The organism is Bacillus sonorensis NBRC 101234 = KCTC 13918 (assembly GCF_001592005.1).
Taxonomy (GTDB): domain Bacteria; phylum Bacillota; class Bacilli; order Bacillales; family Bacillaceae; genus Bacillus; species Bacillus sonorensis.
In genome coordinates, this window is sequence record NZ_BCVZ01000001.1 from 447,258 (window position 1) to 472,578 (window position 25,321).

Here is a 25,321-nt window from a genome sequence, read left to right on the forward strand (position 1 = left end):
GGTTTCCCATGAAACTAATTGCAATCGATTTGGACGGGACTCTATTGTCTGAAGACGGAACAATCAGTAAGGCCAATCTGGATACATTGTCAGAAGCCCAGAAGCAGGGCCACCGGCTTGCCATCTGTTCGGGCCGATCTCATCATGACATTCTCCAGATCCTCCGTAAATACAATATAAAAGCATCCATCATCAGCGGAAATGGCGGAGTGATTTATGATAAAGCGCTGATAAAACGGCTGGTGCTGCCGGATCATACCGTCAAGGAAATGATTGATCTTGCCGAGCATGAACAGTTGTTTTGCGAATTATATACAAATGAAGGAATTATAATGAAACAATCCGGCCGCAGCATGTTGGAAGAAGAACTGGCCGAGCAATCGAAAACACTGGATTCAGCCGTAAAAGCGGTATACAGCCGTGAAATCACCAATTTATTCAATCAGCATCCTATCCGTTTTATTGCCGATTTTCGCAAAACTGATTTTTCAGCATTGCAAATCTACAAAATAGGTGCCATTTCTTATCAAAAAACAAAACGGGATAGATTCATGGCAAAACTTGAGGGGCGTCATGATATATCTATTACATCCGGAAGTCTAGGAACGGTAGAAATTGGCCACCCGGAAACAAATAAAGGGCATGGAGTATCCTTTTTGGCCGACTATTTCAAAATACCACTCGAACATACGGTTGCAATTGGCGACAATTTCAATGATATCCCCATGTTCAAATTAGCGGGAATCAGCATCGCGATGGAAAATGCCCATGATGATATCAAAAACTGCGCAATGCATGTCACAGACGCTCAAAATCAAAACGGCGTAGCAAAAGCTATAAAAGAATATGTCTTAAATTGTTGATGCCTGCATAGCAGTCTAAAAAAATCTGTTCTATTCAGAAGCTACTATCGTTTGATACGAAGGGCTTCAGATCAAGGGATCTACCCGTTTTTCCGATAGCTCCGAGCATGTTAAAGTATATTGATTGTCTAACCACAAACAGCTAACAGGCATGAGCCCGGTTTTATACCGGACCCATGCCATCAAACTCCCTAACGAATAATCCGTTCAACTTTTCCCGAGACCCATTTTAAGATTGAAACTGCTCCGCTTCAGTCGAGCCTTTCAGCGCTGTAGTAGAAGATGTGCCGCCCGTGACCACTTGTGCGACTTCATCAAAATAGCTTGTTCCGACTTCACGCTGGTGCCTTGTCGCCGTATAGCCGTGGACTTCGCTGGCGAATTCGGCCTGCTGCAGCTCGGAGTAGGCGGCCATCCCGCGGTTTTTATATTGACGGGCCAATTCAAACATGCCGTGATTTAAGGCGTGGAACCCGGCGAGTGTGACGAATTGAAATTTATACCCCATTTCGCTGAGTTCTTTTTGGAAATCAACAATCGTTTGATGATCAAGTTTGGCTTTCCAGTTAAAAGAAGGCGAGCAATTGTAAGCAAGCAGTTTTCCCGGGAATTTCTCATGGATCGCCTGTGCGAACCGGCGCGCTTCTTCAATGTTCGGTTCTGATGTTTCACACCAGATCAGATCGGCATAAGGCGCGTATGCAAGCCCTCTGGCAATCGCCTGGTCAAGACCTGCCTTCGTTTTGAAAAATCCTTCTGATGTGCGCTCTCCCGTCAAAAACGGAGCATCATATGGATCGATGTCGCTTGTGATGAGATCGGCCGCATTCGCATCTGTGCGGGCAATGAGAACCGTCGGTACGCCCATCACATCTGCGGCGAGGCGCGCGGCAATCAAATTGCGAACCGCCGTCTGCGTAGGCAGGAGCACTTTTCCGCCCAAATGGCCGCATTTTTTCTCAGATGAGAGCTGATCTTCAAAATGCACACCGGCGGCCCCCGCCTCAATCATGCTTTTCATCAGCTCAAAGACATTCAGCTGTCCGCCGAATCCCGCTTCGGCATCTGCCACGATCGGCGCGAACCAATCGATCTCTTCTTTTCCTTCCATGAAATGAATTTGGTCTGCACGCTGAAGCGTACGGTTGATTCTCTTGACGACCTCGGGAACGCTGTTTGCCGGATAAAGGCTTTGGTCCGGATACATGCTTCCCGCCAGATTCGCGTCTGCCGCCACCTGCCAGCCGCTCAAATAAATCGCTTTCAATCCGGCCTTTACTTGCTGCATCGCCTGATTGCCTGTTAAAGCTCCGAGCGCAGGAATAAAATCTTCTGTATGAAGAAGCCGCCAAAGCTTTTCGGAGCCGCGCCTTGCGATTGTATACTCGATCTCAAGAGAGCCGCGCAGACGGATCACGTCCTCAGCCTTATACGGTCTCTTGATTCCATTCCACCGTTTGCCGTGCCAGCTCTCCTCCAATTGCTTTACCTTTTCAGACTTCATCTTCAGTTCCTCCCTTTATAATTTTTCATAAGCGGGGATCGTCAAAAACTCCGCGAATTGATCATCCAAAATCAATTTTTCAAACAGCAGGCCGGCCTCTTCAAACCGTCCCCCATGAAAATGCTTCAGACCAGCCTCATCGATGATTCTCTTCATTTCTTCCTCTTTCATCGTCTTGAACATTTCGACGGTCACTTTCCTGCCATCATCAAGGATGCCTTTCGGATGGCGGATCCATTGCCATAATTGAGCTCTTGAGATTTCTGCCGTTGCCGCATCTTCCATCAGGTGGTCGATCGGAGCGGCGCCTCTGCCGGACAGCCAGGAAGCGATATAGCGGATGCCGGCGCTGATATTTGTACGGACGCCTTTTTCGGTTATCCGGCCTTTCGGCACTTCCAGCAAATCTTTCCCCTCAACCTCGACATCCTCTCGTTTTCTATGAATCTGGTTTGCTGAAGGCATATGTTCATTAAAAACATCAAGCGCGGTTTGAATCATGCCGGGATGCGCGATCCATGTTCCGTCATGCCCGTCTTTTACTTCACGCTGCTTATCTTCGCGTATTTTTGCAAAAGCCCTGGCGTTCATTTCCGGATTGTTTTTGGCGGGAATCTGCGCCGCCATCCCTCCGATGGCATGAACATTCCGTTTATGGCACGTTTTAATGGCCAAAAGAGAGTAGGCTCTCATGTTCGGTACCGTCATCGTCACGGCAGAACGATCTGGAAGGATGACTTCTTCACGGCTGCGGAATTTTTTAATAAAGCTGAAAATATAATCCCACCGCCCGCAATTGAGGCCTGCCGAATGTTCCTTCAATTCAAACAAAATTTCGTCCATTTCAAACGCTGCCAGGATCGTTTCGATTAAGACGGTCGCCTTGATCGTGCCCTGCGGGATGCCCAAGTCGTTTTGGGCGTAGACAAATATGTCGTTCCAGAGTCTGGCTTCAAGGTGATTTTCGATTTTTGGAAGATAGAAATAAGGTCCGCTCCCTTTTTTGATCAGCGCTTTTGCGTTATGAAAGAAATAGAGACCGAAATCGAACAAGCTTGCAGAAACCGGTGCACCGTCAAGCAGAACATGCTTTTCTTCCAAATGCCAGCCCCTCGGCCTCACCATGATAACGGCCGGATTCTGATTGAGCTGATACCGTTTTCCATTTTCATTTGTAAAAGAAATCGTCCCGCGGATCGCATCTCTTAAGTTGATCTGCCCTTCTACACAGTTCTTCCATGTCGGCGAGTTTGCGTCTTCAAAATCGGCCATAAAAACCTTCGCCCCTGAGTTGAGAGCGTTGATCACCATTTTTCTGTCCACCGGTCCGGTAATTTCGACTCTCCGGTCTTCCAAATCCGGCGGGATCGGCGCTGCCGTCCAGCTTCCTTCCCGAATGTGCTTCGTCTCCTTCAGAAAATCAGGATTCTTTCCCTGATCAATTTCCGTCTGAACGATATTCCGCAAGTGCAATAAATCCCGCCGTCTTTTCCCGAAGTGGCGTTCAAGCCGTTTGACGAATTGAAGCGCTTCCTTTGTTAATATCTCTTCATATTCAGGATTCAGATCCTCGGTAATTTGCAGCCTTTTCTCTTCAATCTTCATTTCACCCTAACCCCTTTTCACATTTTGTAATCAAACAGTTTCCCTATTCACCCTTTTTCGCAAGGCAGCGCTCACATTCCATGAAGTAGGATTCGGCCTGTTCCTCCACCTGTTCCCCGCACTCAGGACACGTTTTTTTTGGCAGCGTCCGGAAAAATTCAAGCGGACTTTTCATGGTCATTGTATTCCCCTCCTTTTTATACAACAGTTTTATGTTTTTATTTCTGTTGTAGTACAGTATACAGTGAGAAAATGAAAATGTACACACTTTTTCCAAAATTATTTATTTTTCCCTCTCCCAAATCAAAAGAATATTTCTTTTTTTATTCATAACTTATTCATATTTTTCTTTTAGAATAGGGACCATAAAGAGGTGAAGATGATGATGAACATAAAAAAACCGGATATAGTCCTTATCTTAATTTTGCTGGCAGCACTTATTCTGAATACATATAACATTTGGCAGGATGATGCCGCCAATCAGTATTACTTGGCAGCGGTCAAAAGCATGACGCAAAGCTTCCACAATTTCTTCTATGCTTCATTCGATCCTTCGGGCTTTGTAACAGTCGATAAGCCGCCGCTCGTTTTATGGATACAGACCACCTTCGCGCTCGTATTCGGCGTCCATACGTGGAGCGTGATCCTTCCGCAGGCGCTCGCAGGCGCCGGTTCTGTATTCCTGCTCTATATCATGATCAAGCCGAGATTCGGAAAAGGCGCGGCGCGCATCTCCGCCCTTGTCATGGCGCTGACGCCGATCGCCGTGGCCGTCAGCAGGACGAACAATATCGACAGCATGCTCGTCTTCGCTCTGCTTCTCGGTACATGGTGCTTGATGAGAGCGGTCAAACAAGGCAGACTCATCTGGCTCCTCGCTGCATTTGGAATGGCCGGACTCGGATTCAATATGAAAATGCTTCAGGCCTTCATGGTTCTTCCCGCATTTTTGCTGTTTTATCTCATCGCGGCAAATGCGAAGTGGAAGAAAAAAATCATCTCAACGGTACTGTCGCTCATTGTGCTCACCGGCATTTCGCTTTCATGGGCGCTTGTTGTCGACTACACATCGGCTGACAGCCGGCCGTATGTCGGAAGCAGCCAAACCAACTCCGTTCTTGAACTGGCATTCGGCTATAACGGAACAGAACGGCTTTTCGGACAGACGACAGGGAATGCCCGCGGCGATATGAACGGATTTGGCGGAGATATGCAGCCGCCGAACGGTAGCAGCTCGACTAATGGCCATTCTCAAGCACAAAATCGAGGCATGCAGCCGCCGAATGGGAACAGCTCAACTAACGGCAGCTCGACTAACGGCCATTCTCAAGCACAAAGCGGGGGCATGCAGCCGCCAGGAGGTGGCGGCCAAGGCGGATTTGGCGGAGGAAACGGGGGCCCCGGCGGCAATGGCGGCGGCATGAATATATTCGGCACAGGTTCTGCCGGCCCGCTTAGATTGTTCCAATCGGCACTGTCCGGCCAAATCAGCTGGCTGCTTCCATTCGCACTGTTCGGATTGTTTGGCATGATGATCAGCTGGTTCCGTGACCGCCGCGAAAAAATGGGACAAATGAAAGAAACCCTTTTCTGGACAGCATGGCTTGTCCCTGTCGCAGGCTTCTTCAGCATCGCGGGCTTCTTCCATCATTACTATTTGATTATGCTGGCACCGCCGATTGCCGCGTTATCCGGAATCGGATGGTTTGCGATGTACGGCTTATACAAAAATCAAAAAGATTGGGCCAGCTACCTGCTTCCGGCAGCCATGCTCATCACGGCGGCATTCCAAGTCTATATTTTAAGCGGCTATACAAGCCAAATCGGCAGCGCTTGGATGTGCGTTTTGGGAATCTTGGGACTCGGCATTACCATGGCCCTTCTCATGCTCAAACGGCATCTTCCGTTCGGGAAGCAGCTGGCCATTATCGGTCTGTGCGTGCTTCTGCTCACACCGGTTTACTGGTCAGCGACACCGCTTTTGTACGGCAATAGCAGCGTACTTCCTGAAGCAGGTCCGCAGCTGAAAACATCAGCCGGCAGCAGCGGAGGCATGTTCAGCTCGGAAGTCGACACGAGCCTCCTTTCATACCTTCGCAAACACAATACAGGCGAAGAATACCTATTTGCTACGTTGACGACGGTTACCGTAGCACCATATATCATCGACGCCGATGAATCGGTTATGGCGCTCGGAGGCTTCAACGGCACAGACCCGATCCTGACAGTCAGCGAGCTGAAAAACCTTGTCAAAGAAGGGAAAGTGAAGTATTTCCTTATCCCAGGCAACAATTCAGGCAACAGTGAGCTTGTCTCATGGATCAAAAAACACGGTACGAAAATTTCATCCGATGAATACAGCAGTTCCGCAAGCAGCACAAACAGCTCTGCACAGCAGAGCATGAGAGGCGGCCCCGGCGGCGGAGAGCAGACAGCGCTTTATCAGGTTGAATTGTAGGAGACAGGAAAACCCATCGGATACGGTCCGATGGTTTTTTTGGCGTATGCAACATGACTCGATTATGACAGCGCCGACTTAATCACCTTCTTATAATAAAGGACGGACAGCAAGCCAAAAACAGAATACAGCATGGTATACAGCACCATCACGATTATCATCGGCATCCATATCTCTGTTCCGAAAAAGAACCAGCCGGATTGGACGGCAAAGTAGCTGTGAAACAGACCGATGACCAATGGAATGCCGAAGTTAAAAAATTGCTTAATGCGTATGCCCTTCAGCAAGTCTCCCTGTGTAAAACCGAGTTTTCTCAAAATCGTATAATTCGGTTTTTCTTCTTCACTTTCATCCATTTGTTTAAAATAGAGGATGCATCCCGATGTGATCAAAAACGTTAATCCTAAAAAGCCGACGATAAACATCGCAATACCGTAAAGCGATTTTTGAGAGACGCTGACATCAAGGCGCGATAAATGCTGATCGCTTTTGTTTACTTTTGCAAAAAGTTCGTTTGCCTGCTGAAGCTGATTTTCATGTTTCACATGAATTCCGACAAAAACACTCGGCCCTTGCTGCAGTTTTGGATCTTTATTATTTTCAAGCCGTTTAAACAGAGAGTCATCGACAATCACAGCAGGCATTCCCCCGCTTGTAAAATTATAGGATAGAAGAAATTCCTTTCTCAGCCCTAAATAGTTTAATGTTTGCGTCTTCTGCTTACTGCTTATTGTGATTCTGCCGGAATCTTTAAAAGCCATGAATTTTTGCAGAATATCGGTATATCCGGAGAATACTGCTTCTCCCTTTGGCACATCAATCCCGTCAATCTCTTTATCACTGACTACCGCAAGCTGCAGTTTTCGGGGATCTCCCGCCATATCTTCAGGATTGCCTTCTACAATATGTTCCAAGTTGAATGTCGCTTGAGCTACTTTGATTTCTTTTTTGCTATATGAAATGCCGTCTTCCTTTAATCGCTCCTCAAACTGATTTGCATCCTTTTCATTCGTCATGGCAAAGTCAGCTGCTACGTATTGTTCAGCTGTTTTCTCCGCAGAGTAATATGAAATATAGCATAAGGACAGCAAACCAATTGCCAGCGCCGAAACAGTCGTAATTATCGTCAACAATAAAGCGCTTGACTTCATCCGGAACATAATCGATGAAAGGGATAATACTTCAACAATATTCAAGTATCCCCCTTTGCTTTTACGAATGATATTAAAGATAAAGCTGACAGAACCTTTATAAAAAAGGTATGTGCCGATGATGACCGCTCCGAGAATAAAACTCATCACAATGAACAATTCGTTTATCGTTTTGAATTTTCCGCCGAACAGCTCGGTAGAAACGTAGTACCCCGACAATATAAACAGAATGCCCAGCATACCGATCATCATTTGAAAAACGGATATTCTCTTTACTTTATCTTCAGTAGAGGATATCACGTTAAATAAAGATAAAATATTTTGTCTTTTAATAAACGTATAGTTCATCACCATCATCAAAAGATAGATTCCGCAGAATACGATGAGGGTTTGGACCAATGCTTTATCGGAAAAATGCAGCTCGGCCTCCGCTTTTACATCTACAATTTTGAACAAGATCATCAGCACGAATTTTGACATTGAAAACCCGGCAAACACCCCAATAAGTAAAGAACCGAAATAGAGTATGATATTTTCCACGCTCAAAACTCTGAAGATTTTAGATTTTGTCATGCCGATTAGTTGAAATAGACCGATTTCTTTGCTTCGCCTTTTAATAAAAATCGTATTGGCATATAAAATAAAGATCAACACCACCCCAACAAGCAGGATCGATCCGGTTTGAATTGCCGCGGCGCCTTTAATAGAGGCTTTTACTTCATTGATCGCGGGATCGTATTGGAGTGTCACAAACGCGAAATAGAGCGCTACGCTGAAAATAAGCGCAAATACATAGAGGTAATAATTCCGCAAATTTTTCTTGAGATTCCGAATGATGATCTGATTAATGTTCATGCTGAACCCCGCCTAACACGCCTTGCGTCTTCATAATATCCTGAAAGAATATCTGCCTGTCCTGGCCGCCCTTATTCAACTGTGTGTAAATTTGTCCGTCCTTGATAAAAACCACTCTGCTGCAGTAGCTGGCGGCGACCGGATCATGGGTAACCATGACAATAGTGGCGTAGCGCTTTTGATTTAATTGGCCCAGTTTGTGCAACAAATCTGAAGCCGATTTCGAATCGAGCGCACCGGTCGGCTCATCAGCGAAAATAATGCTTGGTTCATGAATAAACGCTCTCGCAGCCGATGTGCGCTGTTTTTGACCGCCTGAAATTTCATTTGGATATTTATTTCTCAGCTCGAAAATGCCCAATTCCTTTGCTACTTCCTCAAACTTTTGATTGGCCTTTTTTTTAGACATTTTCGTAATCGATAACGGCAGAAGGATATTTTCTTTCACTGTCAGCGTATCTAACAAATTGTATTCCTGAAAAATAAATCCTAAATGATGTTTGCGGAATTCAGCAAGCTTTCTTTCTTTCATATTGGTCATCTCATGATTATTAATGGTAATCGTTCCGTCACTCACCTTATCAATAGAGGAGAGAACATTAAGCAATGTTGTTTTGCCGGAGCCTGATGCACCCATAATACTGACAAATTCACCTTTTTGAATCTGAATGTCGATACCCTTTAATACCTCATGTTGATTGTGCTTATTTCCATAGCTTTTCCGAATTTTATTTGCTTCTAAAATCATCATCTCAAAAACTCCTTTATAGAGGATACATTTATTATAAAAACCAATACTGAAGCTTTCCTTCGATTAAACGAACAAAATAAAAAAGCATGTGACACTTTTGTCACACGCTTATCACTCGTTCAAATTCATTCCGTTTCGGAAAAGCTAATATAAAGGTTGTCCCGGCACCTGGCGAAGAGGATACCTCAATCTGTATCAACAGCGCCTTTGCCGCTTTTTTCGCCAAGTACAGCCCCATTCCTGTAGATGCCTGGCTATCATGCTTCGTTGTTGATGTGAACCCTTTGTCAAATACGCGTGCTATATCTTTTGGATCGATTCCCCGCCCAAAGTCTTTGACTTCGAGATGCACTCTTCCGCCTTTTTCAAAACTGCTAACTAAAATATCGGACGCTTGACTGTATTTCACTGCGTTCGTTAACAGCTGTCTGATGATAAAACCCAGCCACTTCGCATCGCTGAGGACTTCTGGCGCTTCAAGCCGAATATCAAAACCGATCCCTTTTTGGATGCACCACGATTGTAAATCTTTAATCTCTTTAAATATCAATGATTTAAGCTCAAGGACCTCTATGGACAGATCATTTTCAATAAATGACATGCGTTTTTGGTGAAGCTGCCGATCGAGAAGAAAGTGAATACGCAGCCATTCATAGGCCAGCTGAGCTTTTACCGTTTGATCTTCGATTCTCTCAATGATTAAATGCATAGCGGTTAACGGTGTTTTGACTTCATGTGCCCAAGCCATTAGGTCATCTTTTTCATTTTCCAAGGCTAAGCGATGCTGTGCTGCCCGTTGCTTTAACTGTTTCGTCTGTCCTGTGATGCTTGTTTCAATTATCGATTCAAAAGGGGTCTCTGCTCCCTGAATGTTTGCCACATCAAGATGATGTTCCCATTCTTTCAGGCTTTTGTAAAATTTCGTCTCTTTTCGGAAGCGGACCAGCAGAAAAGCAAAAAAGATCAAAAAAGACAGATAGATCATATAAAGAATCGGCGTGAAAGGGATGGATGAATCGACATAGGCGATAAACAGCATTAGGACCTGCTGAAGCAGAAACATGGCGATCCAGCTCCGTCTTTCAATAAAAAATGCTTTTATCATCGCACTGCCCCTTCTTCTTTCGCCATATAGCCCTGGCCAACTTTCGTCTCAATATATGTCCCCAAATTCAAGGCGTCCAGCTTCTTTCTCAGACGGTTGACATTGACCGTCAGCGTATTATCGCTTACAAAACGCTCATCGTTCCACAAGCTCCTGATCAGCTCTTCCCGGCTGACAATTTTATTTTTTTGTTCGATCAGCAGTTTTAAAATAAACATTTCATTTTTCGTCAGTTCTACGGCTCCTCTTTCATTGCTGACGAGATTTTGTTCGACATCCACGGTCGCTCCGCACCACGTTTTCACAATGGCAGGCTCTGTATTATAATCATAAACCCGGCGGAAGATGGCCTGGATTTTGGCAATGAGCACATCAAAATGAAATGGCTTTTGAATAAAGTCATCGGCCCCGAGCTGCATTGACATCACCATATCAGCGGGATGGTCGCGCGATGATAAAAAGAGAATCGGAACGTTTGAACGGGAACGGATCATCCGGCACCAATGAAAACCGTCAAATTTAGGAAGCTGGATATCAATGATGACAAAGTCTGGCTTGATCGCTGCAAATTCATGCATCACCTGGCTGAAATCCTTGATGCCGTATACATCATAGGACCATCCTGACAATCGCTCTTTTATTTCTTGAAACAGCGATTTATCATCTTCGATTAACAACAGTTTAAACATCGGACTCACCGCTCTTCTTTCAACATGTCTATGTCAAGTGTATAGCAAATCGTTTGCCTGTGCTACAGAGAAGAACCGGCTCCGGAAATCGCCTCCGAATGCCGCCGCGTTGTATAGCGAAGAAAAAAGCTGCCCCCATAGGGAACAGCCCTTTCCATCATTACATCACAAACTCTCACCATTCGTTTCAATCACATCTTTATACCAATAAAAGCTTTTCTTTCTCGTTCTCTTCAGCGTTCCTTTTCCTTCGTTGTCCCGGTCGACGTAAATATAGCCGTAGCGCTTTTTCATTTCAGCGGTAGAAGCGCTGACAAGGTCGATCGGCCCCCATGATGTGTAGCCGATTAAGTCGACGCCGTCGGCGATCGCTTCTCTGACTTCTAGTAAATGATCGCGCAAATAGTTGATCCTGTAGTCATCCTGGATGGAGCCGTCTTCTTCGACGACATCGACCGCGCCAAGACCGTTTTCGACGATGAACAGCGGCTTTTGATAACGGTCGTACAACGTATTCAAGGTAATGCGCAGCCCTTTAGGGTCGATCTGCCAGCCCCATTCAGACGATTGCAAGTACGGATTTTTGACGCCGCCGAGGAGGTTGCCTTTTGATTTTGCAAGGTGCTCAGGATCGGTGCTTGCTGCGATTGACATGTAATAGCTGAAACCGATGTAATCGACGGTATGCTGTTTCAAAATCTCTTCGTCGCCTTCAGCCATTTCGATCGTAATGTTGTGTTCTTTTAAGAAGCGCTTCATGTAGCCCGGATAAGCGCCGCGCGCCTGGACGTCCGAGAAAAACAGCGTTTTTCTTTCGTTTTCCATTGCGGCAAGCACGTCTTCCGGCTTTGGCGTCATCGGATATGTCGTCGTGGCGGCGATCATGCAGCCGATTTTTGAGTCCGGGATGATTTCGTGTCCGGCTTTGACCGCAAGAGCGCTCGCGACAAACTGGTGATGCGCCGCCTGATACATCGCATTCAGTTTGTTTTCGCCTTCCTCAAAGACAAGGCCGCCTCCTGTAAACGGCGCATGCAGGACAATGTTGATTTCATTGAAGGTCATCCAATATTTCACTTTGTCTTTATACCGGTTGAAAACCGTTCTCGCATATCTTTCATAGAATTCGATCAACTTGCGGTTTTTCCAGCCGCCATAGTTTTTAATCAAGCCGAGCGGCATTTCATAGTGGGAAATCGTCACAACGGGTTCAATATTGTATTTTAAAAGCTCATCAAACAAATCATCGTAAAACTTGAGGCCTTCTTCGTTCGGTTCGCTCTCATCGCCATTCGGAAAAATCCGCGTCCAGGCAATTGATGTGCGGAACGCTTTAAAGCCCATTTCGGCAAACAGTGCGATATCTTCTTTATAGCGATGATAGAAATCAATGCCTTTATGATACAAATTCAACGACTCCATTGATTCATCAAACGGATGCATCACTCCGTTCGGTGACACATCAGCGGTCGAAAGTCCTTTTCCGCCGACATTATACGCTCCTTCTACCTGGTTTGCTGCAACCGCACCGCCCCACAGAAAGCCTTCAGGAAATCTTTTGGCATTTTCACTCATACGATTTCACCTCATTATTATTTTCTTCCCCTCCCGATGAAAGAGAGGGGATATATTATATTTACGATAAAACGAGAAGCGCTTCCTTAAGATTTACGTTTTCTGTTGTTTTGACCGGCTTGATCGATTCGTACCGATCCGTATTTGTCACGATGATCGGCGTAATCAGCTGATAGCCGGCTTTTTTAATCGCTTCCATGTCAAATGAGACAAGCAGATCTCCCGGTGATACAGCATCTCCTTCTTTTACATGTACGGTAAAATGTTCTCCGTTTAGCTTCACCGTGTCGATCCCGATATGGATGATGATCTCTGCGCCATTGTCGCTCGTGATGCCGATAGCGTGCTTTGTCTGAAAAACCGTTGTGATCGTACCCGATACGGGAGACACCGCTTCGCCTTCCACAGGTTCGATGGCTACGCCTTTTCCCATCACTTCGCCGGAAAATGTCGCATCATCCACCTCGCTTAATGCTTTGACTTCGCCTTTTAAAGGGCTGTGAATGATTTCTTCGGCGGCCGCATCGCCTTTAGCCGGAGCGTCATCTTCCTCTGAAGGTATGTCTTCAAATCCTAACAGATAAGCGATAATCGTCGCTGCAAAGAACGTGATGACGATACCGATCATCGCCTGTATAAAAGTCGGGCCGATAAACGTCGTGATTCCCGGCAAACCGACGTTTCCGCCAATAATATATGCTGCTACACCGGTGATACCATAGAATGCACCTCCGACGGCGGCGCCGAGAAGCGCGGAAACAAACGGTTTTTTCAGTCTCATATTGACACCGTACATCGCCGGCTCTGTTATCCCCATCAAAGCCGTAATGCTTGTCGTGAGCGACAATGATTTGAACTTCTTATTTCTGGATCGTAAAAAGACGGCAAATGACGCACCTGCCTGACCCATATTCGCCAAAAACATCGCAGGTATTAAATAATCGTAGCCGTTTTGGGAAATGTTGTTGAACATAACCGGAATAAAGGCATAGTGCATTCCTGTCATGATGATCAGCGAGAACGTTCCGGCTAAAAGAATCATGGTGATTAAACCGGCGTTTTCAAATAAACCGTTCACACCGATTGACAGATAGTTTCCGGCAATCGCACCGAGCGGACCGACCGTAATTAATGTGACAGGCACGACAACCAGCAGCGTCAGCGTCGGCACAAAGATCATCTTTAAAGAAGTCGGGGTGAATCTGTCAATCCATTTCTCCACATAAGATGCAATCCAAATCGCAAGCAAGATTGGGATGACCGTTGACGAATAAGTGGCAGCGGTTACAGGCAGCCCGGCAAAGGAGATGCTTTTGCCAGAAGCGAGGAGCGCCGTCAGGTCGGGATGCAAAATCGCCGCTCCGATCGCCGCCGCAACATAAGGGTTGCTGCCGAACTTTCTTGCGGCGCTGACCGCCAGCAAAATCGGCAGGAAGTAAAATGCTCCGTCGCCGATGGCGGATAAAATGGTGTGCACTTGGCTTTCACTTGTCATCCAGCCGAACGTGACGGCGATCGCAATGATCCCCTTGATCATACCAGCACCGGCGATCGCCGGCAGAATCGGCGTAAATACGCCGGAAATTACATCAAAGATGGCGGATAACACGTTTTTCTTTTTCCCGCCTTGCTGCAAGCCTGCTTTTTCATCACTGAGTCCGCTATTGGCAATGATCGCTTTATACACTTTTGGCACATCATTTCCAATGATGATTTGAAACTGCTGGCCGCTGATGTTGATGCCCATTACAGCCGGCAGACTTTCCAGTTTCGCGCGGTCTGCCTTTGCGTTGTCATAAAGGTTGAAACGCAGTCTTGTCATGCAGTGAATCACGCTCTGTACGTTCTCCTCACCGCCGACGAGTTGTAAAATGTCTTTTGATACTTTATTATAATCCATATGAGTACCTCCTCTTTTGGGGGAATCTGCCGGACTGAAGGTGGCCGCCTTCACCCGGCTTTTTTTTCTGGAAAAGTATCGATCGTTTTGCATCACCTCCTCATTTTCAGGCACAAAAAAACCTAAATTACGCCGCCATTCACGGGTCAATATCCCGATAATGATGCGCAACTTAGGTTTTGCCTGCATAGCAGTAACAATCCTTAGGAACTTGGTGATATTAGTTTGTATCTATACTGTAGCATCTGCTCATTTTTATGTCAACGCTTTCATTACAATTGTCACATAAAAAAAGCGGAAGCCGCCGCCATCCCGTGAAATCGGTGTTCGGCGGCTTTTCCCCGCTTGGTTCATCTGCAAATCTCATTTTCTATCAAGACTTTACTCCTGGATTTCTCCGTTTTTTCACCGCTGCTGCTTTTCGTTCGCCGAATGCGGAAGCCCTTCTTCTGGTCTTGCGCCGCACGGCCTTTGTTTCAGGTTCCTGCGGTTCTTTTTGCTGTTTATGAAGGAGAAATCCGGCAATGAGAAACGGAATTCCGGATGTATTCGTAAAGATGTTTTTAAAACCCATCGCCAAAATAAAAGAACCCCACGCAGAAAAAGGATTTTTTCTGATTTTGAAATACGCCGTAATTTCCAGGGCAATAAAAATAAGCGACTGCGCCAAAATGACGATTAACATGATCAAAAGGAAAAAACAGAACCAATTAAACAATGTCCCCGAATAAATCATCGATCTCAGCATATCCACGAAAGTCTCAGACTGCGTGTATCCGCTCACGACATCCGGATTCCAAACGGTGTAAGAATCAAACCACCTGCTTTTGATGCGCAGGAAGACGAATAAAATGCCGAACCAGTACATGATATGCAATCCTATTCCCAATAAAGTAAGTCTATTTGCTGCTTTGTTTTGCATGTCGTTCCTTCCTTCGTATTATGATTGAAGTGAGTGGATCGCTTCTTCAGCTCTTGCCGGAAATGATTTCAGCTCCGGCTGATCAAGGTCTTCGTGAAACAGGCATACCTTTTGAATCTGCCGATTTTGATAATGATGATAATAATAGGTTCCCGTATGATTGCACATCGCCGCTGTGTATTGCGTATAGTCGTCTTCTCCCTGCTCTGTGATAACAATGCCTTTCGGTATGTTCATATTTGAGAGAATGTGAAAAGCCGCCGCCACACCTTCTGTTTCACCAGAGACAGGTTTAATATGTTCCTTCAAATACGCGGCCCTTACAAAACGGGAAGGCGGAGTGAAATCTCCCGGCAGCCCGGCCAGCCCCGATCCTTCTCCAAAAGCCGACAACGTCAGTTCGCCCAATTTTTTTGCTGTGAACTGCCCCGGGCGCAGCCCGATGTAATTCCGTAAATTGGTCAAATGCCATGGAAAATCCGGACTGTTCGTCATCACCCCGACAGGATTGTCATGAACCTGTATACCGTCCTCCACAGGTTCAACGACGATGCTTTTGCCTGATCGATCTGCCAAAATCCAATGCAGCGGCGTAACCGTACCGAGCAGCTTCACCTCCCTCTCAACAATGGCGAGGGAAGACACCGCATCTTTCACATCATCCAGGTTACGGCAGCTTGACAGCACCCATGTCACAAATTCATGCGGTGCGATATTTTTGCGGTCCTCTTTTGCTTCTGTTTCATACACCGCATAGCCCGGGAAATAAAGAGCGGCGCATGACAGGCCCTTTTCGTTTACACCATCGGCAAACAAAGCATTTTTAAACCTTCTGCCCATTCCGATAAACGCATACGGAGCCTTATGCTCCTTGCCATCCGCTTCACTCGTCCACTGAAACATACGCGGATGCAACAGCACCTCGCCATCAAGCTGAAAAGCGAAATCCATCGTTCTTGCCAGCACTTGCATCTGATCAGCCGTCGTCAATGTCAAACTCGTACACATGGCGCCTCAGTCCTTTTTGATTGATATTACACTTAGTGAACAATTTATGTTTATCTTAACGAATTGGAAAAGATTCGTCAAAACGAAAGGATTATAGCAAAAGCCGAGATGTTTCATCCCGGCTTGCCATTAGATAGTTCTTCCTTTAATCTTTGTTCTCTTTCTTGGTTTTGCTGCCTTCAATTTTAAAGGAATCTTTTGTTTTAATTTTTTTCTTCTGTTCGTTTTTCTTTTTTTAGATTTTTCCTTTTTTTGCTCTTTAAAGCTTTTTAAATCATCAAATATACTTTTTAAAAGTCGGTCCACAGCAGTGAAAACAGTGAGGATTAAGAATATAATATATTCATTAGCTGAATTAACAATATCTAAACCTATTACAACTTTAAAATCAAAAAAACTTTTACCTAAAGTTACAATCAATAACACTACATAAATAACTATTCTTCGGATATTTTGTTCTTCATTATTTAATGATGAAAAATAGACCCAACTTGCCAAAGCCAAAGGAAGAAACATTAAACCTAAATAAAAAACTTCGTAGGGGATATTATCGACTTTTGTTAAAAAAAGTAGGATCAAATAAATGAGCAAGCAATGAATTAAAAAGCTCATACTTGCTTTTCCAATGACTTTCAACCTGCTATACAAATAACTGTCTATATCTATAGTGGATATAATCTTATGAATAGTCTTTTCTATTAAGCTATCATATTTAATTTTCCCTCTTTTAAATTCATCTTTAATTTTTTGGGTGAAATTCCCTATAAAAATTGTGCAACAAATAAAGAAAGCAGATACTATAATATACTTGATTGTCAAGATTATATCGTTTGGAGATAAAGACAAACTTAAACACACGGTTATAAAAAATATCAATAGCAAAATGAAAAAACATTCGCTAATTTTTAAAATCACATTATGTATAATTAATCGTTTTTTACTTTTTTTAACTATTTCATTATATTTTTCAAAACTGGAATTGCTCAAATATTCAATAAAAGGAAATATTGCTTTATCAAGTATAAACCTAGAAAGCAATATAACTAAAAATATAACAAACATAAATATAATAAATAATATCATGGTCTCCATCTTACACCTCTAAAACAGCATCATGCGCCCTTTTAAAAGAAATCTATACTAATTATCGTATAACTCTCACTAAATTACTATATTAAAACAAAATTTATTAGTAACCTTCTCAAAAAAGCACATACCTTTAATTAGGTATATGCCTTTATAAATTATTACTACTTTTAATATAAATCTTCACTCCCCCAAACCGCACCCCCTTCACGAGACAACGCACTAAACGTCATCACTTTCCGCCCGGCGCTCGTATCCCACTGCCGCAAAAACACGCCGTTGTATTTTTTTCCGTCGATCTTGAGTTCAATTCGGTTGTGTCCGGTTTTCTTCCATTTTCCCTCTGCCCCGCCGGACACTTTGCCATTGCGATGTAAACGAATGTCTGCGGAAATGTCCTTGCCATGCCGCACCAACTGGTAGTCTCCAATCACGTCCGAATTTTTCACCTTCCCGAGTTTCTCTCCGGCATAGCGGTGAGGCGCGACAACAGGCCAGCCTTCTTTATTCATCAACATCTGATGAACACGGACTTCATGCTCCTCGCCCCGTCCCGGGAAACGGGTATGGAAAAACAAATAGGATTGGCCGGTTTTTTCATCATAAAAGGCGGAGTTATGGCCCGGCGAGACGTAGCCGCTCTTATTTTCAAACTGGAAATTCCCCATAAGTTTGACGCCGTACGGCTCGATTGAGCGGTCATCAAAAAGTGTGCCTTCTTTGCCGCGCACATTGATCATCGCATGGCCTTCCGCATCATAGTATGGCCCGTCTGGATGTTTCGAGCGGGCGACACGGATGTTGTACCCGCCGTCAGCAGCAAGGCCGCCGAAAGACATGTACATGTAATAGTACTCCGTATCCGGATTGTAGAGGATATATGCGCCTTCAATCCGGCTGTGGTTACCGCCGATCAGTTTTTTTCCATAGCCCTGATTCGGAAGAGGGAAGCCGGTCTTCCGATCCATTTCTAAAATGAAAATACCGCCGGAATAGGAGCCGTACACCATCCACAGTTTTCCGTCCTTATCAAAGAATGTGTGCGGGTCGACGACATTCGGATGCTTTGTCGCGTCATATCGGGTGCCGTCATTGCTGATTCCCTCCATTCCCGATTTTAAAAAAACGCCTTTGTTTTTATACGGACCTTCAATGTCGTCTGCGACAGCAAGGCCGAGCGCCGATTTTGGAGAATCTCCCCGGCAGGCATTGTAATACATATAAAATCTGCCGTCTTCAAGCTGTGTGACGTCAGGCGCCCACAGCGTATCGGTCTCCGCCCACTCAAAGGTCTCTTTTAATTCCTCATGCACATTTGGAATAAGCGGATTGTCGTTGTTTACACTTGAAGAAATTTGCGTCCACTTCATGAGGTCGGCTGATTTTGCCGAGGCCAAATGGGAGCCGAATACATAGAACGTATCATCGACCTTGATGACGGATGGATCATGAACGCTAACATCTGAAAAAACCGGTTTTTGAAATGTTGCAAATGCAGTCCCCGGTATCAAGCAGGCAGTGATGATGAAAGTCAATGCAAGAATCCGCAAGAAACGCTTACTCATCTTCATTTGTTCTCCTCTCTTTTGAAACGCTTTCATTTTTTGACAATCCATCATATGCCGCTTATCCATTGTTTATTACGAACAAAAAAGCTCTCGATAGAGTCGACAGCCTGAAATTAGTTCTTCCTTGCTTTATGCACTTTCAACAATTTCCCTTTCACGGTCGTTTCTTTCATCGCATTTAATACGAGCGGGCCTTTGCCGTTTAATATCTCAACAAATGAACATTGCTCTTGTATTGTGATAATACCGATATCTTCCGCAGAGACACCATCGATTTTAGCAATCGTTCCGACGAAATCAACGGCTCTCAGTTTCTTCTTCTTTCCCCCATTAAAATAGAGCTTCATGATTTCTTGATTTAACGATTCACTCTTATCTTTTTTAAGCTCCGGCTTTGTATTGATATTCTTTTGAAACGCCGCTTTTGCTTGTGCCACTTCTCCTTTTGATGGAGCTTCAATGACAGGAATAGCAAAACCGATGTAGTCTTCAATTTCCGCTATAATGTTCTTTTCATGCTGTGTGGCAAAGGTAACCGCTTTTCCCCGGCTGCCCGCTCGTCCTGTTCTTCCGGTACGGTGCACATAGCTTTCTTTATCTAATGGCAGATCATAGTTGATCACATGTGTCATGTTCTCAATGTCAATGCCCCTTGCCGCCACATCGGTGGCTATCAAATAGCGAAATGCTCCGCGTCTAAAGCGGTTCATAACGGCAAAACGTTCTTCCTGAGGCATTCCGCCGTGGATTTTGGCAGAGGGATAGCCCAAACCGGCCAATCGCCGCTGCAATTCATTCACATGCTCCTGTGTACGGCAAAACATGATGCAGCTGTCCGGGTTCTCAGTAATTAAAACATCCCGCAAAAGCGAAAATTTATCATGCTCGTTTACGATGATCAGCGCATGATCGATGTCTGCGGTTGTCATACCGCTTGCTTTGATCTCGATTTTCAAAGGGCTTTTCATATATTGATCAGCAAGGTGCTCGACATCCTCCGGAAAGGTCGCTGAAAACAGCATGGTCAGCCGTTCTTCCGGCAGATGACGGATGATCGCTTCAACCTGGTCGATAAATCCCATATTCAACATTTCATCAGCTTCATCGATGACAAGGTATTTCAGTTTTTCCAGCGGAAGCGTTCTTTTTTCAATGTGATCTAATAAACGGCCCGGAGTCCCGACAACCACATGGCATTTTTGTTTCAATTCCGTTTTCTGCCGTTCAAAGGAAGATTTTCCGTAAACAGCTGCTGCTTTTATTCTTTTATAGCGGCCGATATTGGTCAAATCCTCTTTTACTTGAGCGGCAAGCTCGCGCGTCGGTGTCAAAATCAGAGCTTGGGGTCTATTCTCTTCCCATTCGGTCAGTTCGCCAAGCGGAATTCCGAACGCAGCCGTCTTCCCGCTCCCCGTCCGCGATTTCACAATAACATCCCGCTTCTTGAGCACTGCGGGGATCACTTCACTCTGCACCGCAGTCGGATGCTTGTACCCTAAATGATCGAGGGCTTTCATGATATCGCCGCTTAATCTATAGCTTTTAAAACTGGTTTTGCTCATAAATGGACTCCTTTTGGTCATATGATTTCCAGTCAATGACGGTGTTATGAATGTGATTATACGCTAATCATGACTGATTTCAAAAAGACATGACAAAGAGGCTGCAATCAGTGCAGCCCTAAGAAACACCCTAATCAACTTAAAAAGCTGTTAACAACAAAAAAATTGCTTCTCAGCCAAAGAAACGACTGTTTTTAACATTCAATTGCCCCTCTAAAACATTGAAGAAATCAAAAATATGTTTATGATCAAAACAAATATAAAAATAATACCCAATAACCGTTGCAACAGAAATGGGAGCCGGTATAAAACAACTTGAACCTCATAGTTAACCGACCATACGAAAAACAAAAAATACAGCAAATCGCTTATCCACCCATTCGGTGCTTCATAAATATTGTATTCATATATTTTTATTACCCATGAGGGAGCAATTAAAGAATATATAGCCATTATTAAGTTGACACTTAATGAAATATAAAGCAATGAACTTGGAAAAGGTACCATTCCATTTAATGCATAACTAAAGAAGATACTTATGAAAAGAAATACTAAAATACCTTGTGTCACATTTGACTTCTTAAGTATCCTTTTTCGTGGGCTGGTATATTGCTTTTTTGTTTTAGTACCATATACAAAAGAAAGTAATATTAAGAAGCATTCAGATAAAAAAGCAAATAAAAAAATTGAGTTACCGCTCTCATCCTCATTTCTATAAGGCAAGCTTGCTAACAAAAAAGCTGTAAACAATAATATAACAACGTTGCTTCTTAACCAAAAAAAGAAGCTTTTTTTTATTGAAAACATAAAATTAGTCCTTTCTACATTCTATAAATCATAAAATTCATTCATGACGGCCACTATTTTCTCAAAATATTCACCCACTGCTACCGGCTGAAGATAAAGAGAACCGGTTTTTTTAATATTTTCATAATCTAAATGCCAAATGAAATCGTCGCTTTTTAATAAAAACACAACTTGATCTAATCTTGTTTGGTTTTGAATATAGTCACTTTCAACAAAAGAAATATTATCAAGTTCTTGATCGTTCGCTAAAAAATCAAAAGAAAATTGACTAATAGACGGATGTGTTTTTGGGTCCTCTGCCATTCTTTTAATAACTTCAGCTTCTACCTCGTGAAACTCGTCAAATGAATCTTCATCCATTTTAAAAATTTCATATTCTGGTTTCTTATCCGTATATGAATGATAAAATGCTTTCAATATTTCCAGAAACGTTTCTCTGCTTCGTAAAATCGAAAAACTGTGTTTTGGTTTTCGATTTCCTGCACGATCAGTTCATTTTTTTGAAGGTGATGTACAATCAGCACCTTTTTTCGATGGATACAGCGAACTTTTTGCTTTGATTGAATGAGTAGATGTATCAGGTTTTCTAATCCTTTTTGCAAGTTAGATTCTGTGTTATCAGCCCAATATCCTCTTTGTTTTAAAAGACTTTCTGTCTGGATTGAAAAAGGTTCAATTCCCTTTTCACTATAAATGAACTGTTGTTCATTTATAATAGCCTCTGGTGCTCTTTCACGAAATTTTGGTTTTCTTGAATATATTGATCATGACAAAAAAGGAAAGACGGAAAGGTTTTTTTGAAACAAAAAAACTGCCAGCAAATCCGGCAGCCTGAATCATTTTATTATTCATATTGAACGATTCTTTTCCCCATATTTTTTAAAATATTTACAAAAGCTTACGACACCCGCAATTCCGCTAGTCAAAATGGCTAATATGAAGGAAATAACCAGCATGCCGATATACCCCCATCCCAATGCTTCATCCTGGGAGAGGTTTCCCGTCGCGAAAGATTGCAGGAAAAAAAACGACAGTATGGCATACAGGATGAATGAACCTATACCAATAAGAATTAATATTAAAAAACTGATGGCAGCAGATGCTAAGATGCGTTTGAACACGTTTAATGACCTCCTGTTGTTTATATCTTTCCGACTATGTAAAAAGGTGACAAACAGACCTTTTTCATACTACAAGAAAGATAAAAACAGGTAAATGAGAAAAAAGACCCTATCGCTTTCATCATCCTTTATGCCGACTAAAAAGAAAAACAGCACACACCCGCCACGGGCATGTGCTGCTTGCTAATTTCCTTTTATTCAGTGATCACCGTGTGCACCAGCTTTGGTACTTCTGCCTGATCAGCAATCCGGATATTTTCATAAACCTTTGTGATAACGTCATCAACATTTTCACGGTTGGCGTAAAGTGTGACCAATGGTTCTCCCTTTTCAACGGCATCGCCGACTTTTTTGCGAAGCATGATGCCAACGGCGAGGTCGATTTTGTCTTCTTTTGTTGCGCGGCCGGCACCCAGTAGCATGGCCGCGACGCCGATTTGATCGGCGACGATTTCAGACACGACGCCCGCTTCTTTGGCAGGAACGTCGATTTTGTAGGCAGCCTGAGGCAGCTTTTCAGGGTTATCCGCGACAGAGCTGTCGCCGCCTTGGTTCTGCAGGAAGTCTTTGAATTTTTGCAGCGCTTTTCCGTTTTTCATTACATCGGTCAGTTTCTCTCTTGCTTCGTCAAGAGTCTCTGCTTTTTTGGCGAGAACGACCATTTGGCTGCCCAATGTTAAGACAAGCTCGGTAAGGTCTTCAGGACCTTCTCCTTTTAATGTGTCGATCGCTTCTTTGACCTCTAAGGCGTTTCCGATTGCATAGCCGAGCGGCTGAGACATGTCAGAGATGACAGCCATCGTTTGGCGGCCGACATTGTTGCCGATTCGGACCATCGCTTTTGCGAGATTGACGGCGTCTTCGTCCGTTTTCATAAAGGCGCCCGCTCCCGTTTTCACATCAAGGACGATGGCATCCGCTCCGGCGGCAATTTTCTTGCTCATAATTGAGCTTGCGATCAGCGGGATCGAATTGACAGTCCCTGTCACATCACGAAGTGCATAAAGCTTTTTATCGGCGGGAGTCAAGTTACCGCTTTGCCCGACGACGGCGACCTTGTCGCGGTTGACGAGGTCAACGAATTCATCCTTTGAAAGTTCCACGTGAAACCCTTCAATGGCTTCCAGCTTGTCAATCGTTCCTCCTGTATGGCCGAGTCCGCGGCCGGACATCTTGGCAACAGGCACCCCAAGCGAAGCGACAAGCGGCGCGAGAACGAGTGTGGTCGTGTCGCCGACGCCTCCGGTTGAATGCTTGTCGACCTTAATGCCTTCAATGGCGGAGAGGTCAATCGTCTCGCCTGAGTTGACCATAGCCATCGTTAAATCAGCGCGTTCTCTGTCAGTCATGTCTTGAAAATAGATCGCCATGGCCAGCGCGCTTGCCTGATAGTCAGGAATGCTGCCGTCCGTATAGCCGTTGATAAAGAAGTTGATTTCTTCCGTGGACAGCTCTTTTCCGCTCTGCTTTTTCGTAATGATATCGACCATTCTCATCATCATCACCGATCCTTTTCTATAATGTTCAGTAAATCAATCCGACGACTGTCGCAGTCAAGAAACTGACGAGTGTAGCACCGTACAATAATTTTAAGCCAAAACGAGCGACGACATTCCCTTGTTTTTCATTCAATCCTTTCACCGCGCCGGCAATGATGCCGATGGATGAGAAGTTTGCAAAAGAGACGAGGAAGACGGACACAATCGCTTCCGTACGGCCGCTGAAGTGGAAATTGCCTTGAGCAAGCGACTGCATAGCAACGAATTCATTGGACACCATTTTGGTTGCCATGATGCTTCCGGCATTGACTGCCTCATTCCATGGAATACCCATTAAGAAAGCGAATGGGGCAAATACATAGCCAAGCAGTTCTTGGAAGGATACGCCCAATACAGCATTAAAAATACCGTTGATCATGGCGATGATCGCAACAAATCCGATCAGCATAGCCGCAACGACGACGGCCACCTTAAATCCGTCCATAATGTATTCACCGAGCATTTCGAAAAAGGATTGTTTTTCCCCTTCTACAACCTCTGCCACATCATCTTCCTGTGTCACTTCATAAGGATTGATAATAGAAGCAATAATAAATCCGCCAAATAAGTTCAATACAAGCGCGGTCACGACATATTCGGGCTTAAGCATCGTCATGTAAGAACCGACGATTGACATGGACACGGTTGACATCGCTGACGCACATAGTGTGTAGAGCCTTTGTTTGGAAAGCCCTCCTAATTGCTTTTTCAAGGAAATAAATACTTCAGACTGCCCCAAAATCGCCGAAGCCACGGCATTGTAAGATTCCAGTTTCCCCATTCCGTTGACTTTGCTAAGCGCAAGTCCAATATATTTTATAATAAACGGGAGTATTTTCCAATACTGAAGAATACCAATTAAAGCTGAAATAAACACGATTGGGAGGAGAACGTTCATGAAGAATGTAGATTCATTCACATTCACCAGCCCGCCAAAAACAAAATTAACTCCTTCTCCTGCATATGTGAGCAAATAGCCGAAGCCTTGGGCAAAGCCTCCGACAAGATAATTGCCGACACCTGTGTTGAGCAAAATATACCCTAATACAAATTGCAGTACAATCATAACGATGACAGGGCGGTACTTGACTCTGTTTTTCCCGCTGCTCGCCACCCATGCAAGGGCCAAGACTACGATCAAGCCTAAGATCCCAATTAAAAACTTCATGTCGCGTCCTCCTGAAATTGTATTCGCTTACAATTTTCTACAATGCCATGTTTCTGTATTTTGCGGGAAGCATGACGCTTCCCGT

Annotated in this window: 20 protein-coding genes; 2 read left to right on the forward strand and 18 right to left on the reverse strand. The window is 44.3% G+C overall.

Going from position 1 to position 25,321, the window contains the following annotated elements:
- Nucleotides 1-8: 8 nt before the first annotated feature.
- Nucleotides 9-863, forward strand: coding sequence for a Cof-type HAD-IIB family hydrolase (locus BTR1S_RS02155; RefSeq protein ID WP_029419743.1), 855 nt, complete (start codon nucleotides 9-11; stop codon nucleotides 861-863).
- A gap of 229 nt (nucleotides 864-1,092) precedes the next feature.
- Here the strand turns inward: BTR1S_RS02155 and aceA are convergent, their stop codons facing one another.
- Genes aceA through yhfH form a run of 3 tightly spaced genes read right to left on the reverse strand, consistent with a single transcriptional unit; the run spans nucleotide 1,093 to nucleotide 4,153 of the window.
- Entirely contained in the window at nucleotides 1,093-2,367 is a 1,275-nt protein-coding gene (gene aceA, locus BTR1S_RS02160; protein WP_006639681.1) for an isocitrate lyase, read from the reverse strand.
- A gap of 15 nt (nucleotides 2,368-2,382) precedes the next feature.
- Entirely contained in the window at nucleotides 2,383-3,972 is a 1,590-nt protein-coding gene (aceB, locus tag BTR1S_RS02165) for a malate synthase A (protein ID WP_029419744.1), read from the reverse strand.
- A 43-nt stretch (nucleotides 3,973-4,015) separates the two neighbouring features.
- The gene (gene yhfH / locus BTR1S_RS21535) at nucleotides 4,016-4,153 is read right to left on the reverse strand and encodes a protein YhfH (RefSeq protein WP_006639683.1); all 138 of its coding nucleotides are present in this window, start codon (nucleotides 4,151-4,153) and stop codon (nucleotides 4,016-4,018) included.
- A 204-nt stretch (nucleotides 4,154-4,357) separates the two neighbouring features.
- Between yhfH and BTR1S_RS02170 the strand changes: the two genes are divergently transcribed.
- Nucleotides 4,358-6,430, forward strand: a complete 2,073-nt coding sequence (locus BTR1S_RS02170) for an ArnT family glycosyltransferase (protein ID WP_029419745.1) — start codon at nucleotides 4,358-4,360, stop codon at nucleotides 6,428-6,430.
- A gap of 62 nt (nucleotides 6,431-6,492) precedes the next feature.
- On the opposite strand, the gene BTR1S_RS02175 is transcribed toward BTR1S_RS02170, so the two are convergent.
- The 15 genes from BTR1S_RS02175 to BTR1S_RS02250 form a co-directional block, all read right to left on the reverse strand.
- Entirely contained in the window at nucleotides 6,493-8,436 is a 1,944-nt protein-coding gene (locus BTR1S_RS02175) for an FtsX-like permease family protein (protein WP_006639685.1), read from the reverse strand.
- Entirely contained in the window at nucleotides 8,426-9,187 is a 762-nt protein-coding gene (locus BTR1S_RS02180) for an ABC transporter ATP-binding protein (RefSeq protein WP_006639686.1), read from the reverse strand. Before BTR1S_RS02180 ends, BTR1S_RS02175 begins: the two co-directional genes overlap by 11 nt.
- Nucleotides 9,188-9,287: 100 nt before the next feature.
- Nucleotides 9,288-10,292: a sensor histidine kinase gene (locus BTR1S_RS02185; protein WP_006639687.1), complete on the reverse strand. Its 1,005-nt coding sequence runs from the start codon at nucleotides 10,290-10,292 to the stop codon at nucleotides 9,288-9,290.
- The gene (locus BTR1S_RS02190) at nucleotides 10,289-10,981 is read right to left on the reverse strand and encodes a response regulator transcription factor (RefSeq protein WP_006639688.1); all 693 of its coding nucleotides are present in this window, start codon (nucleotides 10,979-10,981) and stop codon (nucleotides 10,289-10,291) included. Before BTR1S_RS02190 ends, BTR1S_RS02185 begins: the two co-directional genes overlap by 4 nt.
- Nucleotides 10,982-11,146: 165 nt before the next feature.
- Nucleotides 11,147-12,556, reverse strand: a complete 1,410-nt coding sequence (bglH, locus tag BTR1S_RS02195) for an aryl-phospho-beta-d-glucosidase (protein ID WP_006639689.1) — start codon at nucleotides 12,554-12,556, stop codon at nucleotides 11,147-11,149.
- A 61-nt stretch (nucleotides 12,557-12,617) separates the two neighbouring features.
- A complete protein-coding gene (locus BTR1S_RS02200) occupies nucleotides 12,618-14,456 on the reverse strand; it encodes a beta-glucoside-specific PTS transporter subunit IIABC (protein ID WP_029419746.1) in 1,839 nt (612 codons plus the stop codon).
- 373 nt (nucleotides 14,457-14,829) lie between these two features.
- Nucleotides 14,830-15,378, reverse strand: a complete 549-nt coding sequence (locus BTR1S_RS02205) for a hypothetical protein (RefSeq protein WP_006639691.1) — start codon at nucleotides 15,376-15,378, stop codon at nucleotides 14,830-14,832.
- Nucleotides 15,379-15,396: 18 nt separating this feature from the next.
- A complete protein-coding gene (yxeI, locus tag BTR1S_RS02210; protein ID WP_029419747.1) occupies nucleotides 15,397-16,386 on the reverse strand; it encodes a penicillin V amidase in 990 nt (329 codons plus the stop codon).
- A 129-nt stretch (nucleotides 16,387-16,515) separates the two neighbouring features.
- A complete protein-coding gene (locus BTR1S_RS02215; protein ID WP_029419748.1) occupies nucleotides 16,516-17,478 on the reverse strand; it encodes a hypothetical protein in 963 nt (320 codons plus the stop codon).
- A gap of 164 nt (nucleotides 17,479-17,642) precedes the next feature.
- The gene (gene abnB, locus BTR1S_RS02220) at nucleotides 17,643-19,037 is read right to left on the reverse strand and encodes an arabinan endo-1,5-alpha-L-arabinosidase AbnB (protein ID WP_029419749.1); all 1,395 of its coding nucleotides are present in this window, start codon (nucleotides 19,035-19,037) and stop codon (nucleotides 17,643-17,645) included.
- Between the two features lie 116 nt (nucleotides 19,038-19,153).
- The gene (locus tag BTR1S_RS02225) at nucleotides 19,154-20,602 is read right to left on the reverse strand and encodes a DEAD/DEAH box helicase (RefSeq protein WP_006639695.1); all 1,449 of its coding nucleotides are present in this window, start codon (nucleotides 20,600-20,602) and stop codon (nucleotides 19,154-19,156) included.
- Between the two features lie 828 nt (nucleotides 20,603-21,430).
- A complete protein-coding gene (locus tag BTR1S_RS23005) occupies nucleotides 21,431-21,769 on the reverse strand; it encodes a hypothetical protein (protein ID WP_236834707.1) in 339 nt (112 codons plus the stop codon).
- Nucleotides 21,770-22,257: 488 nt separating this feature from the next.
- Complete coding sequence (locus BTR1S_RS02240) at nucleotides 22,258-22,530, reverse strand: hypothetical protein (protein WP_029419751.1); 273 nt, start codon at nucleotides 22,528-22,530, stop codon at nucleotides 22,258-22,260.
- A gap of 194 nt (nucleotides 22,531-22,724) precedes the next feature.
- Nucleotides 22,725-24,026: a pyrimidine-nucleoside phosphorylase gene (locus BTR1S_RS02245; protein WP_029419752.1), complete on the reverse strand. Its 1,302-nt coding sequence runs from the start codon at nucleotides 24,024-24,026 to the stop codon at nucleotides 22,725-22,727.
- Nucleotides 24,027-24,054: 28 nt separating this feature from the next.
- A complete protein-coding gene (locus BTR1S_RS02250; protein WP_006639702.1) occupies nucleotides 24,055-25,236 on the reverse strand; it encodes a NupC/NupG family nucleoside CNT transporter in 1,182 nt (393 codons plus the stop codon).
- Nucleotides 25,237-25,321 lie beyond the last annotated feature (85 nt).

Bases quoted from the DNA above. Each gene is read 5' to 3' on its own strand.
- BTR1S_RS02155 (WP_029419743.1), top strand. From the start codon at position 9: ATGAAACTAATTGCAATCGATTTGGACGGGACTCTATTGTCTGAAGAC.
- aceA (WP_006639681.1), bottom strand. From the start codon at position 2,367: ATGAAGTCTGAAAAGGTAAAGCAATTGGAGGAGAGCTGGCACGGCAAA.
- aceB (WP_029419744.1), bottom strand. From the start codon at position 3,972: ATGAAGATTGAAGAGAAAAGGCTGCAAATTACCGAGGATCTGAATCCT.
- yhfH (WP_006639683.1), bottom strand. From the start codon at position 4,153: ATGACCATGAAAAGTCCGCTTGAATTTTTCCGGACGCTGCCAAAAAAA.
- BTR1S_RS02170 (WP_029419745.1), top strand. From the start codon at position 4,358: ATGAACATAAAAAAACCGGATATAGTCCTTATCTTAATTTTGCTGGCA.
- BTR1S_RS02175 (WP_006639685.1), bottom strand. From the start codon at position 8,436: ATGAACATTAATCAGATCATCATTCGGAATCTCAAGAAAAATTTGCGG.
- BTR1S_RS02180 (WP_006639686.1), bottom strand. From the start codon at position 9,187: ATGATGATTTTAGAAGCAAATAAAATTCGGAAAAGCTATGGAAATAAG.
- BTR1S_RS02185 (WP_006639687.1), bottom strand. From the start codon at position 10,292: ATGATAAAAGCATTTTTTATTGAAAGACGGAGCTGGATCGCCATGTTT.
- BTR1S_RS02190 (WP_006639688.1), bottom strand. From the start codon at position 10,981: ATGTTTAAACTGTTGTTAATCGAAGATGATAAATCGCTGTTTCAAGAA.
- bglH (WP_006639689.1), bottom strand. From the start codon at position 12,556: ATGAGTGAAAATGCCAAAAGATTTCCTGAAGGCTTTCTGTGGGGCGGT.
- BTR1S_RS02200 (WP_029419746.1), bottom strand. From the start codon at position 14,456: ATGGATTATAATAAAGTATCAAAAGACATTTTACAACTCGTCGGCGGT.
- BTR1S_RS02205 (WP_006639691.1), bottom strand. From the start codon at position 15,378: ATGCAAAACAAAGCAGCAAATAGACTTACTTTATTGGGAATAGGATTG.
- yxeI (WP_029419747.1), bottom strand. From the start codon at position 16,386: ATGTGTACGAGTTTGACATTGACGACGGCTGATCAGATGCAAGTGCTG.
- BTR1S_RS02215 (WP_029419748.1), bottom strand. From the start codon at position 17,478: ATGGAGACCATGATATTATTTATTATATTTATGTTTGTTATATTTTTA.
- abnB (WP_029419749.1), bottom strand. From the start codon at position 19,037: ATGAGTAAGCGTTTCTTGCGGATTCTTGCATTGACTTTCATCATCACT.
- BTR1S_RS02225 (WP_006639695.1), bottom strand. From the start codon at position 20,602: ATGAGCAAAACCAGTTTTAAAAGCTATAGATTAAGCGGCGATATCATG.
- BTR1S_RS23005 (WP_236834707.1), bottom strand. From the start codon at position 21,769: ATGGATGAAGATTCATTTGACGAGTTTCACGAGGTAGAAGCTGAAGTT.
- BTR1S_RS02245 (WP_029419752.1), bottom strand. From the start codon at position 24,026: ATGAGAATGGTCGATATCATTACGAAAAAGCAGAGCGGAAAAGAGCTG.
- BTR1S_RS02250 (WP_006639702.1), bottom strand. From the start codon at position 25,236: ATGAAGTTTTTAATTGGGATCTTAGGCTTGATCGTAGTCTTGGCCCTT.